At 50.5% G+C, this 11,836-nt stretch carries 17 protein-coding genes; 5 read left to right on the top strand and 12 right to left on the bottom strand.

Annotated elements, in window-relative coordinates; genetic code table 11:
• Positions 1-195: 195 nt before the first annotated feature.
• The 12 genes from AACZ40_RS24490 to AACZ40_RS24435 all read right to left on the bottom strand — a co-directional run bounded on the left by AACZ40_RS24490 (position 196) and on the right by AACZ40_RS24435 (position 8,009).
• A complete protein-coding gene (locus AACZ40_RS24490) occupies positions 196-771 on the bottom strand; it encodes a TetR/AcrR family transcriptional regulator (RefSeq protein ID WP_291179524.1) in 576 nt (191 codons plus the stop codon).
• Positions 772-813: 42 nt separating this feature from the next.
• Positions 814-1,161, bottom strand: a complete 348-nt coding sequence (locus tag AACZ40_RS24485) for a 50S ribosome-binding protein YggL (protein ID WP_291179521.1) — start codon at positions 1,159-1,161, stop codon at positions 814-816.
• Between the two features lie 19 nt (positions 1,162-1,180).
• Complete coding sequence (locus AACZ40_RS24480) at positions 1,181-1,789, bottom strand: hypothetical protein (protein WP_291179518.1); 609 nt, start codon at positions 1,787-1,789, stop codon at positions 1,181-1,183.
• Between the two features lie 57 nt (positions 1,790-1,846).
• On the bottom strand, positions 1,847-2,266 hold the full coding sequence (locus AACZ40_RS24475) for an SMI1/KNR4 family protein (RefSeq protein WP_291179516.1): 420 nt from the start codon (positions 2,264-2,266) through the stop codon (positions 1,847-1,849).
• Positions 2,267-2,579: 313 nt separating this feature from the next.
• The gene (locus tag AACZ40_RS24470; RefSeq protein WP_291179513.1) at positions 2,580-2,960 is read right to left on the bottom strand and encodes a hypothetical protein; all 381 of its coding nucleotides are present in this window, start codon (positions 2,958-2,960) and stop codon (positions 2,580-2,582) included.
• A gap of 63 nt (positions 2,961-3,023) precedes the next feature.
• A complete protein-coding gene (locus AACZ40_RS24465; RefSeq protein ID WP_291179510.1) occupies positions 3,024-3,659 on the bottom strand; it encodes an SET domain-containing protein in 636 nt (211 codons plus the stop codon).
• 230 nt (positions 3,660-3,889) lie between these two features.
• Positions 3,890-4,291: a DUF805 domain-containing protein gene (locus tag AACZ40_RS24460; protein WP_291179507.1), complete on the bottom strand. Its 402-nt coding sequence runs from the start codon at positions 4,289-4,291 to the stop codon at positions 3,890-3,892.
• Between the two features lie 122 nt (positions 4,292-4,413).
• The gene (locus tag AACZ40_RS24455) at positions 4,414-4,788 is read right to left on the bottom strand and encodes a DUF805 domain-containing protein (protein WP_291179504.1); all 375 of its coding nucleotides are present in this window, start codon (positions 4,786-4,788) and stop codon (positions 4,414-4,416) included.
• A 318-nt stretch (positions 4,789-5,106) separates the two neighbouring features.
• Positions 5,107-5,469 (bottom strand): VOC family protein, encoded by a 363-nt coding sequence (locus AACZ40_RS24450; RefSeq protein WP_291179501.1) that lies wholly within the window; start codon positions 5,467-5,469, stop codon positions 5,107-5,109.
• A 38-nt stretch (positions 5,470-5,507) separates the two neighbouring features.
• On the bottom strand, positions 5,508-5,951 hold the full coding sequence (locus AACZ40_RS24445; RefSeq protein WP_291179498.1) for a GNAT family N-acetyltransferase: 444 nt from the start codon (positions 5,949-5,951) through the stop codon (positions 5,508-5,510).
• A gap of 177 nt (positions 5,952-6,128) precedes the next feature.
• A complete protein-coding gene (locus tag AACZ40_RS24440) occupies positions 6,129-6,743 on the bottom strand; it encodes a hypothetical protein (RefSeq protein WP_291179495.1) in 615 nt (204 codons plus the stop codon).
• Positions 6,744-6,890: 147 nt separating this feature from the next.
• The gene (locus AACZ40_RS24435; RefSeq protein ID WP_291179492.1) at positions 6,891-8,009 is read right to left on the bottom strand and encodes a DUF3500 domain-containing protein; all 1,119 of its coding nucleotides are present in this window, start codon (positions 8,007-8,009) and stop codon (positions 6,891-6,893) included.
• A gap of 548 nt (positions 8,010-8,557) precedes the next feature.
• On the opposite strand from AACZ40_RS24435, the gene AACZ40_RS24430 reads away from it, so the two are divergent.
• The 5 genes from AACZ40_RS24430 (at position 8,558) to AACZ40_RS24410 (ending at position 11,756) form a co-directional block, all read left to right on the top strand.
• The gene (locus AACZ40_RS24430) at positions 8,558-8,971 is read left to right on the top strand and encodes a hypothetical protein (RefSeq protein WP_291179489.1); all 414 of its coding nucleotides are present in this window, start codon (positions 8,558-8,560) and stop codon (positions 8,969-8,971) included.
• Positions 8,972-9,088: 117 nt separating this feature from the next.
• A complete protein-coding gene (locus tag AACZ40_RS24425; protein ID WP_291179487.1) occupies positions 9,089-9,850 on the top strand; it encodes a protocatechuate 3,4-dioxygenase in 762 nt (253 codons plus the stop codon).
• 153 nt (positions 9,851-10,003) lie between these two features.
• On the top strand, positions 10,004-10,471 hold the full coding sequence (locus AACZ40_RS24420) for a DinB family protein (RefSeq protein ID WP_291179484.1): 468 nt from the start codon (positions 10,004-10,006) through the stop codon (positions 10,469-10,471).
• An 89-nt stretch (positions 10,472-10,560) separates the two neighbouring features.
• A complete protein-coding gene (locus AACZ40_RS24415) occupies positions 10,561-10,767 on the top strand; it encodes a hypothetical protein (protein WP_291179481.1) in 207 nt (68 codons plus the stop codon).
• Positions 10,768-10,940: 173 nt separating this feature from the next.
• On the top strand, positions 10,941-11,756 hold the full coding sequence (locus AACZ40_RS24410; RefSeq protein ID WP_339676192.1) for an SDR family oxidoreductase: 816 nt from the start codon (positions 10,941-10,943) through the stop codon (positions 11,754-11,756).
• Positions 11,757-11,836 lie beyond the last annotated feature (80 nt).

Raw genomic sequence — 11,836 nt, 5'->3', positions numbered from 1 at the left:
CATTCCGAGTTTGGACTGGACTCCGTCTAATAATGCTTTAGCGGGACCTGTGACGGTGGCGGGATTGACGGCGATTAAACGTGGCATCTTTCTTCTCCTTCAAAACATTTTACACAAAAGCGGGTAAGTGAAATACAAATATAATAAACAGACAGGTCTGTATGGATATGGTCAAAAAAAGAGGAAACGGGTTCTTTATTTTGTTTGTGAAATCAGGATTTCAGCCGCCTGTTCGGCAATCCCGGCGGCATCAGCATTTCCTTCGCTGACGGCAGTCACGATGGCGCCTTCCACCAGAATACAAATCGCCGGGGCAACGGCTGCTGCCTGGGTGCCTGCGGACTCAATTATGATTTCGGTCAGTTGCTCCTTAAATCGTCGTTTGTGGTCTGAACAAAAATCGGTTGCTGTGGGATTCGAGTCCGCCAGTTCCGCCAGGGCATTGAGAAATGCACATCCCCGATAGTCAGAACACTGGAACCAGTCCTTTAACGCGGCAAAAAACGCTTTGAGTGAATTCAGTCCCTGCGACTGGTGTTCCAGCATGCGTTGTCTGAGATACAGGTTGAACTGTTCTTCCCGATATTTGAGGACTTCGACGACCAGATCATCTTTCGAGGGAAAGTGATTATATAATGTCATTTTCGCCACCCAGGCTTCGGCGATCACACGATCGATGCCGACGGCACGGATGCCTTCCGAATAAAACAGTTTCTCGGCTGTTTCGACGATGCGTTTCCGGGCATTGGAGGGGCGTTGTGTTTTGCTCATACTTGAAATATACAGACCTGTCTGTTTTAGTCAAGCCTTAATTTAAAAAATCTTTTCCCGACCATCAGAATCCAGAAACGGGCCATTCCAGCCATCGTAGAGGGGGCTGAACTGAAAATTCAAGACATCGAGACGGTTATTGAGCCAGTCGATGATGTCCGTCAGACGCTTTTCGGGCTGCTTTGCTGCGGTTCCCAGTTGAATGGTCCCCTCGATCTGCTGTGGCGTGCTGGAGCCCCCAAAAAAGCAGTGATTTCCTTCGATGGCCTGTTCGATCCAGTCGTCCAGAAATATTTCATAGTCCGATCCGGGTACCAGGTTCACGGTGACGGCGACATTCCAGTCGATGAACTCACCCCGATGTTTCTTTTTGCGGAGGCGTTTGCGCATGTGTCAATTTCTTCTAATGTTATTTCTGACACCATTCTGCGAAGGGGAAGAATTCAAATCGGTTTTCTGTTCTGCGAATATCCCTCAAGATCGGAGTCTGTAACCAGTCACTGTGATCGGGAAGTCGTCGCGAAAAATCGAAAAAGATCCAGTCTGCGGCAGGTTCAGGAGCAAAACAGGCGACCCTTGTGTCGCTACTGTAATTTTCATAAGACGGCGGTCCCAGGCGATCATAGATTTCAGTCTGGGTCCAGTCACGTTCGAAAAAATCCGGAATCAACGTGGATTGCAGGTCGTTCCATTCCGTAGCATTCAGGACACGATCTGGTTGAAAGTAATCGAGTTTGTGCGCCACCTGGGCATAAGTAGAGGCCACTTCAGCGATGTAGTCCGGGATTTGAAAGTGCTGATACTCAAATTGTCCCAGCACTCCGCGACTTCCCTTTAAATCAGTTTCTTTGAATTCTTCCCAATCGTTCTCGCGTTCATCGATCCAGCAGAGATCCCATAAAAGTGAGCCTAATGATAATGCGATTCCAGGGGCATTTCCCCCATACATGGCAGGTCGTTTCAATGCATGTGGCAGCATTTCCAGTTGTCGATTTCGAAACTCTTCAATGCTTCGCATAAAAAATCAGGAATTCCTTAACCGCAATGATATCAGTTTATTCAGAGATATCATGGCTTATTCCAGCAGTTCCAGTCCTTCCAAAAATTCATCCAGGTTGTCCGCGAGTTTTTCGACGTCGCCACCTTCATTGGGATAGAAGCCCCAGACGGAGTAGTTGTCAGCCGGGTCGACACAGAGCAGGTCTTCGTTGTCGTAGCCGATGGTCAGCCAGGAGCCAATGCGGGAGAAGGGGATTCGGTTACCCTCATCATCCATCGTCGTTGTATCGCCGGTGATATCCTGGATCAGTTTCACATACAGGTTCGCCTGATCGATGTACGCGACCTCGTAATCGTCGATCTCAAGCAGTTCCTGAAGCTCTTCACGACTGGCGATCTCCCACTCCCGTTCGTCGAATTCAGCGTAGGCTTCATTCTCGAGGCTGTCCAGCCAGAGCAGGTAGTTGTCCGGTAAATTCAGTTTTTCATCAGCCATCACAGATCTCCTTTGTTAGCATGTATCCCGTTTTATTATCTCGTCTGCAAAATTTCAGGCGACGAGCATAATAGTCTGGACGATGCGATAGTGAAATGTGTGCGCTCCCTTATGTTGAAATTGAGCGAGTATCCCGGAATTCTATCCTGACAAACGGTACACATGCCCGAATCCTGTTGCCAGGTCGGGGCTGCGTAGCTTCCAGTCCCGCTTCCTGCCAGCAACAGGGTTATCGTAGCAGTCTGGAAAACCGGAGTTCAAGAAGAAAATGGGCAAAACGTTAGCGAATGCAGGGCTGTCCACGCTACCTGGTCTAACGATTCCAGACGTAAATCAGCAGCAGTGCCACTAAAGTCAGAGTGAATGCAGCGCAGAGACAACCCCAGGGGGTGGGCCGCCTGATTGCTCCCACGACGGCTTCATAGCGTACCAGGTCTGCCAGTTTCTCGGCGTCCAGCGGATGTCCGCACTCACAGGGGGGAATCTCTTCCGAGTACCGCAGCCCGTTGCATTGAGGACAGCGACCACAACAGTCGCAGTAAGGCAATTCGCAGTCCGGACAGGTTTTGACTTCGGTCTTGAAACGCCTGCTTCCACACACCGGGCAGCGTCCACAGCCGGGACAGGAAGCCCGACCTGGATCAAACACGGCTGTTTCACAGCCCAGGCAGCGGATAAAAGGAAGATCGCTCATGCTTCCAGTCTGGAGCATGAGCGGGAACGTGTCAATCATTCTCCGGGCTGATGGGGGAGAAGTTTAAACGGCAGTATTCTTTTCTTTGCTGGGCTTCCGCTCTTCGGTTCTGCTTTCATCGTTGTAATAGTTGTTGAGGATTGATTTCATTTCCTGATGTCCCTTGGAAACGGCCACGATTTCATTCCACATCTCTTCAGTGAGCAGTTCCTGCAGTGGTTGATGGAGGTGGGGGATACGATTGAAAACCTTGAGCAGTTTCTTGTCCCAGATCTTGTAGTATTTGATCAAATCGTTGGGATACACGATTTTGCGGCGGGTTCCTTCATCAATACCACGAAAGGGAGTGGGGATATTCAGGTAGCCGTAATCGTCGGTCAGCTGTTCCCCAGGGTGAATGTCCCGGATGGCAATTTCGAAGTCGTAAGCGGTGGTCAGGCAGTTGGAATTGAAGCTGTGGTTGACGTAGCGGCCGTTGTCCCAGCAGAGGACCAGGTTTCCCTGGTTATTGCGAAAAGAGTAGGTATCCAGAATATTCTGGTAGATGTCTTCCATCGACTGAAATTCGACTGAACTGAACTCGCGGTCCAGTTTATCCAGGACCCAGGTGATGGAGCCAGCGGGGATGAACTCGGTGGCGACGACGCCGTAGCCGATTTCGTTGCTGATAAATTTCAACTCAGTTTTGGGGTGTATCATTTAGGATCTCTAATACACAAAAGGAAGGAGTGTGGTCGCAGGTTGTGGCTTGACGAAGCCCCTCGTCCACACGGTGTTTAATTCACATGGCACCTCATGTTGTTGAAAGTTGAATTTGCAGGAGGATATATACCGTTGATTCGACCGTTTGCACAGTCCTGATTGACTTATTTTTTCACGAATCGAGAAAGCTATTTTCCAGCGGGAAAGGAGTGGGGTGACAGTCTGTCTCAGGCGGCCGGTTCGACGGTCGTTTTGGGATCGGGGCCGTACTGGTTGGGGCCGCTGGTTCCTTCCAGAATCATCATGATCAACATGACCAGTGGACCGATGCCGGGGACCAGGAAAACCAGCAGCCAGAGTGCGCTGCGGTCGGTATCGTGCAGACGTCGGACCGTGACCGAGAGCTTGGGCATGAGGACCACCAGCAGGTAAAGCAGGCAGAATATCAGCCCCAGTCCTGCTCCATTCAGGGCTTCGTCGAGGTTCAGCACTCGCCCCAGGACGGCACCGACGACAAACGACAGGACTGTGAAGATCACGTCGAACAGGGTAAACATCCAGTATTCCAGCCGACGGGCACGACCGTCGAGCGTGGCAAAATTCTTAAGTACTTTCAGATACCAGTTCATTTGAAAACCGTTTCCGTCCACAGAAGCAAAGTTGGGTCAAGCGGGAATACAGGGGGAAACACGACGCAGCAGTCGCTGGGTCGCGTTTTCTCTCCCTGTTGATTTTGTTCAAGAAAGAACGTTTATTGCGGCTCAGGTGCCAGCTTGGGATTTTCACCATACGCGTTCGCGTTGGGATCGCTGTCCAGAATCATGAAGATAAACAGAATGATTGCCCCGAAGAAGGGAATCAGACTGATCAGAATCCACCATCCGGTGCGATTGGTATCATGCAGGCGACGGACTGTGACTGCGATGCTGGGGATGAAAATAAACAGCGAGTACAAACCGGAAAGCGAGACCGTAATGAGTCCACCTGTTTCACCAATAATCGCCCCGAGGATCCCGATGACAAATGAGATGAGGATATTGAACAGGATAAACATCCAGTATTCTTTTCTTCGCGCGCGACCGGAGAAATCGGCATACTTTTTGAGGACCGCCAGATACCAGTTCATGACAAAGCCTTTCGTTTCACTCGGGTGAGTCCAGGGAAATGATGATGTTGTGGGTGATTTCTATTTCGCGCCGCCTTCCCAAACAGGGAAAACTACGCCATCTATTTTCGAAATAGTAGCTTATGGGACCACATCTTACTGAACTGGAGGCAATAATCAAAAGAAATTATGCAGAAAGGGCCGCGCGGATATGAGGATTAGAGGGGCTGGGGATTGTCGCAGGCCTATCAGTCCAGGCTATATGACGGGCGAATCCCGAGAAGCAAAATCCACAGGGCGGGTTGTTGCTGCTATTGTTCCCGATATGTTTTGTCTGTTTTATTGCCCGGGATGATCGGACCAGACCGCAAATTCATTTCCGGAGGGTTCCAGAAACTGAAAGCGTCTGCCGCCCGGAAAGGAAAAGATGGATTTGCTGATCTGGCCGCCGGCTGCTTCTACTTTGGACAGGGTTTCTTCCAGCTGCTCACTGTAAAAGACGAGTAACGCGCCGCCGTTCTCCGTGGTGGAACAGAGTTCTGCTTTGAAGAAGCCGCCATCCAGTCCTTCGTTCGCGAAGGCGGTGTAGTCCGGACCAAAATCAGTAAACGACCAGCCGAAGACGGTCTCGAAGAATGCTTTGGTTGCCGCCAGGTCTCGGGCGGGGAATTCGACGTAGTTGATTTTTTCGTGTGCAGGCATGAATCCACTTCCAGGTTGAAGGCAAGTTGGATCTGATTTTAATTTACAGCGGCATTGAATTGAAGTCTGAGTAATCGGTTTCCCGTCGGTTCATGTGTCGATTCTGACAGTGCCTTAAAACCATAGCGATCATAAAATTGACGCCCGATAGCATTCGCTTCGAAAACTTCGACCTGCAGATCGCCCCGCAGTTCCTGTGCTTTGTCCATGAGTGCCTTGCCGGCGCCGGTTCCATGAAATTCCGGCTTCACAAAAATCGCACCTACTTCATTTCCCAACAGGGCGATAAAACCGATCACCTGTTGATCCTGTTCGATAATCCAGGTTTCTGCATTGGGTAAATAAAGGTTGGGTATGTTATGACGTTCCTGTTCCAGGAAGTCTTCCTGCAGAAAGGGATGGGCCAGACGGGTGGCACTTTCCCAGGCTGCCAGAACATCATTCAGGTCTGCAGGCTGGTATTCGCGGATGATTCGATGCATGTGATATCCTCTGATTGGGCCAGGGAGAGGGGCCCTTTAGATTTCCGTGATTGAGGTTGATGTGTGTATGCGGACGTTTAGAAGATTGAACAGGTTCGCTCAGGTATGGGATTTTTAAAATTTCTCTGAGGTTTTTCATATCTCGGCCGATCTGTTTGACAGACAAATTAAGTCTCTTCAATCTGGCGAGGATGGGGGATTATCTGGATCGGTGGGTTGAACTGGGCTCAGGAACTCCCCCTCTTCGAACGGCCAGGGGTCTTGCATTCCATTGATTCTCCATTCCCAAAATCTTGAATAGATTTCATCCTGTACTTTCCTTTCAGGTGAGCCTTCAGGTTCAAAGTGCGCCAGCTTCAGCAGTAGAACTCGGGCCTGAGCCGGGTCCGGGCTTAATTTATAGATTTCCATTTGTTTGTAATTACCCAGATACAGCCAGCTGAATGGTCCCGAGGCAAGAGAGGTGAGTTGCTGCATCAAGACTGTCTGGCCGAAAACGTTTTTCCCTTCAGCATAAGTACCACGGACCCAGACATGTTTATGCTCCGGTTCCACATTGGCCTGATACCAGTCACTGGATTCAGTCGGTCGTTCCCATGATGAAATGAGACAGCCGAAAGCGGTAACTCGTTGCTCGATATGTGTCATGCCACAGATTGCACAACGAAAATAGGTTTCACGGATCACCGGAAAGTAGAACAGGAACAGGAGACCCAGGGCGATCAGAATGACGGTGCGAATCCAGCGGTTGAACCGCCGGGGTTGGAGGGCTGTTTTGTCAGCGGTTACCACAGGGATGTTTTCCATCCCATTAAAGTAACTGTTAAAGCAAAATCAGTCCACAAAATTGTTGGGAGAAGTTCGCTCCCCTTCTGAAATGAAAACAGGCCCGCTGAGGGTGTGCTCAGCGGGCCCGATGATAAAACTTACTTAGGCAGATTATTGGCCGTGATGCTTTGTGAAATGCTCTTTGAGCAGGTCGCGACCGAAATCACCTTCGAATTCGCGGAAGACCGCGTGTACGTGATTGGCGTCGTTCTGGGTGTTGGCGAATTCAATCAGGAAGACCTTGGATTGAATGCGGTAGTAATGGAATTCCCCCCGCTTCTGGCCGCCACTCCAGGCGAAGTAGAGATGGTCACCATCGCGCAGGTTGCCCAGGTAGCGGGTTCCCTTGAGCAGTTCCGGTCGGAAGCGACCCAGGTAGGTGTTGACCAGGCGCAGCAGCATTTTCTGCTGTTTCGGATCGAGATCGGCATACTGGATCCCTTTATGTTGAATCATGCCTTTGTCAACGACGGGATCGTCGGTGGTAAGAACTTCCTTGATCACGCTTTTCGCCAGCAGTTTTTTATCGAGATCTGAGGTGTCGATCGTGGCGATGGCCAGCTGATCGGGATTGAAGGATTTAACAAGGTTCAACGCCAGCTGCTGTTCTTCCTTGAGAACTTCGACACCTTTGAGCGGGCCCTGCTTGACGGTCGCAGGGTTGGAACCGAAGAAGGAAGGAGTTACCGAGAATTTCTTGCCGTCAACAATGGTGACATTCACAGACAGGTGGTGTCCTTCAAATCGCCAGCCCCAGGTTCCCTTGGGATCAGGTTTGCCGAAGATCGAGACGTAGTAGAGTTCGGGGTTGCGGTAGTCTTTGCCTTCCAGTTCGAAAAGCACATGCTCCAGTGCGCGGATGGAGTTCATCTCCAGAAAACCGCGGTGGGAGAGTGCCGTGGCAGGCAGTGTGACGGCAAAAATCTGCTGCTGAGGTGTCATCTTTGTCATGGGCACGCCGGTCCGTTTGTCGTCCTTGATGGCGAAGTCGGGAATGAAGTACCAGCTGTCTCGTTCTTTACTGTCAAGTTTGAAGGTGGCTGCCTGGCGTTGTTCCTCGGGAAGAGAGGCCAGGAAGCGTTTGGCCGCTGCTGCCATTTCACTGCTGGCCCGGCTGATTGCCGCCTGTTGTGCTTTCGTCGGTTCCGCGAATGTCAAATTGCTGCTGCCCAGGCAGGCACACAGGCAGGTCAGCAACGCCAGGCTTGAGAAGGAATGGTAGGTTTTCAAGGTGCAGTTCCTTATAAGAAGATCAACTTTGTGGTGTGTGAATCACGTTTTCTGTTCGAAACGAAAATTCCTCAATCAAAGGTTTGTCGGTTTATCTTAACAGAGAGCGGGAAGCGGGAGTAGTGTTTTGCCAGATCTGGCATGGCACGTTGCCTGAAATGGACCGCACACTCGGGGGCGTGCCAGTCTGGCGTTGATGCCCGGACAATACAGGCTTAATGGTTTCTACCAGTTACCTGCGGGGAAATCTCCAGGTCTGACGGCATTCCGGGAACGGGTTCGTCATTCTTTCAATTTTCCCTCAATAAAAAATACAAAGCAGCGAAGGACATTCAGCAGGCTGCAGTTTTCAATTCCAGCGGATGCAGTGACTTACTGCGGATTCTTTAAAAAAGTGAAAAACGAGGAACAAAAACTGCATCGGATTACATCATATAGCTGTCTAACAGATAAGTTCAGGGGAAGAGTGTTGTGAACTCATCCCGGTTAGCATTAATAGAATTTCATGCATGAGCTTTCGCGGGCACCGAAAGCGGGAGTGAGCTCAAGTGAAAGATCTACTTACGACTGCGTCTTCCATCATTATTATTCTGTTTTGTGTTTCACTCCTTTTCCTGGGGGAAACGAGGCCTTCAGAATCGGGAGGCAGTGAACTGCTGACAAATGACAACGCAGAGTTTCAAGCCGCAAAACATCCGCATGCCAGCACAATCCTGTTTTCCCGGGTCCAGTCCGTGAAACTGAAAAAAGGAGTCCTCATGTTTGTGAGTCTCGATGAGGACGGGCTGAAGGAACATTTTTTCCTGATTCGGGACAAGAATGTCGTGCTCATCAAAAAGAATGCCGGGGATATGCCGCCGAATTCGATCAAGTTCGACGATGATGGGTATAATACATTGCTGGTCACCATTCCCAATACATTCGATATCGATCTGCTGGACGCCATGACTGCGACGTTCTGATTCTGCTGATTCGGGCTGTAAAACCTGATTTTCTGCGAAACCATCTTCACTGGCTGTTGTTAAATGGTAGAATGGTTGACGGATAAACTGATTTCACCGGCAGCAGACAGGAGTGATATGATGAGCGGCTCACAATCGGATTTAAAACGACGGAATTTTCTAAAATGGTCTGCCTTCAGTATGGCGGCGTTTACGACTCCCGGGTTGATGGCGGAAGAGTTGACCCGCACGCCTGCGATGACCGAAGGTCCGTTTTATCCGGATAAGATGCCGCTGGATACGGATAATGATCTGCTGATTATCAATGATGCTCTCACACCGGCTGTGGGGGAAGTCACCTACCTGGGTGGCAAGGTACTGGATGCGAAAGGGCAGCCTCTGCGAAATGCCTTCGTGGAAATCTGGCAGGTGGACAGTAAAGCCTCTTACATCCATACGCGGGGCGAAAACAAAGAGGGCCGCGATGGCAACTTTCAGGGGTATGGTCGTTTTATGACCGACTCGAAAGGGCAGTATTTTTTCCGGACGATCAAGCCGGTTCCCTATCGGGCCGGTCGCGGATTTCGCACGCCGCATATCCATGTTGCCGTCAGTAAGAACGGACAGCGGATTTTAACGACCCAGTTGTTGGTCAATGGCCATGAACTCAATGCAGAAGATGGCGTCTATCGACAGATCAGAAACCCGGAGCAGCGAAAAACCATCCTGGTTGATTTCAAACCGCTGCCCGATTCTAAAGTGGGTGAGCTGGCTGCCAACTTCGATATTGTTCTGGGTAAAACCGTCGAAGAAAACCCCGATGGCACGATTAAAGGAGGGATCGGTCAATCAGAACTGACCAGCGGCGGCCGTGGACCACGCCCTTCTCGAAACCAGTAAGCAGCATCCACTTGCTCTCATGGGTAAAAACTGAGCCACTTGAAGTTACAGAGCTGATGCGGGATAATCAGGACATCGCTCCTGTCTGCTAAAAGTCTCAGGTAAAAGCCTCAGGCAGGTCTCTCGTTTCATTCTCTGCTGCTCGAGTCCATCATGAAAATATCCACGCGCATTGAAGAATACCTGGCAGGACCGGAAGCGCTGCGTCGCGCTATTGAAGGCATGTCCCCGGCAGAACTGGATGCCGCCCCGATTCCCGGAAAATGGTCCACGCGACAGGTGGTCTGTCACATTGCTGATTTCGAACCGGTATACGCCGATCGAATGAAGTGGATCATTGCGGAAGATCATCCGCCGCTGCCTGGAGCAGATCACAATCTGTTTGCAGAACGTCTGGCGTATGCTCAACGGGATATGGATGAGGAGTTACAATTAATTGCCGTTGTTCGTCAGAACATGGCTCGTATCTTGAAAACACTCAGTGAAGCACAGTTTCAGCGAACAGGACTGCATTCCCATGATGGGGAAGTCAGTGTTGCTAAATTACTGGAACGAATTACTCACCATATCCCACATCATATTCAGATGATCCAGGAAAAACGTGATGCTCTGCAGGTCTGACAGTTCTCCTGTTCGTTTTGGGTCCGGTTGTGGTATGTTATGATTACCGGTGTGGCTCTACTGAAGTGCAAATCAAGGAATGGCGTGTTATGACAAATCTGGGACTGGAATCCAGTGTGACAGAGTGGGTGATCGAATACCCGGAAGTCCAATGTGTGCTTGATACTCTGGGAATCGACCAGTCCTGCCAGGGGAAATCGCTTGAATATGTCTGCCGCCAGATAGATCTGGATCCCCATCTGGTTCTCCGGCAACTTCATGAAGTGATTGAAGACGATTCCGCCATCAACGAGTAGCCTGTCCCTAATCTCTCTGGCAGGTCCCACCAGCAAAATCAATTAAAGTCTCTGTGAAAAAAGACTTAGACTCGTCCTCCGCTTATCCGCTGGAACCGCCTTTACCCATATTAGAGGATGTCATACACTCCCTGCGCGGGTAGCGATCAGAGCAGACAGAGGAGTACGTCAGAATGCAGAATTTATTTGGTAAAAAAGGATTAGTCACCGGAGCTGCATCAGGAATCGGTCGTGAAATCGCTCTGCAACTGGCGGCGGAAGGGGTCGATCTCTTTCTGTGGGATATTGATGAAGCCGGTCTTGCGGATACTGCGGAAACGGTTTCGCTGGTGGGAGTGGAAGTCATCACTCGCACCTGCGATCTGACAGATCAGAAACAGATTTCTGCTGAACTCCAGCATCTTGTCGAAACCTGGGGGACCCTTGATCTGCTGGTGAATAACGCGGGCGTGGCCTTCTACGGGCCGACAGATACGATGTCGGCAGAGCAGTGGGACTGGCTGCTGGCGATTAATTTACACGCTCCGATTCAGATCACGCGCGAATTACTGCCTCTGTTATTGAATCGCCCGGAAGCACATATCGTGAATGTTTCCAGTATTTGCGGCCTGGTTGCCGGCGCTCGATTCAGCGCTTACCAGGTCAGTAAATTCGCACTTCAAGGCTTCAGCGAAGCTTTAAGGGCAGAATACAGTCGCCAGGGTTTGGGAGTTTCGTCTATCTGTCCCGGCCCTGTCACCACGCGGTTGTTTGAGACTGCACCTTGTGGCCGAATAGGGAAAAAAACACCGATTCCTCCGCGGTGGATCTGTACGACTCCTCAACAGGTTGCGCAGAGAACCATTAAAGCCATCTATTCTGATCAGGGATTATGCCTGGTCGGCTGGGTCGCTTATGCCCTGTATTATCTGAAGCGGATCGCTCCCTGGTCGCTGGATCTGGCCCATCGCCTGGGCCGTCGCAAACGCATGAAGAAAAAAGCGGACTAATTAACGTCCACCTCCGACCTTCTTGGGGGGCATCAAACACTCCGATCAAAAAGCCCGGCCATGAGCCGGGCTTTTTTAGT

It is taken from the genome of uncultured Gimesia sp., assembly GCF_963972345.1.
In the GTDB taxonomy this organism is placed as follows: domain Bacteria; phylum Planctomycetota; class Planctomycetia; order Planctomycetales; family Planctomycetaceae; genus Gimesia.
Note: the sequence above shows the minus strand (reverse complement) of the source record. Positions and strands in the feature narration are given on the sequence as shown.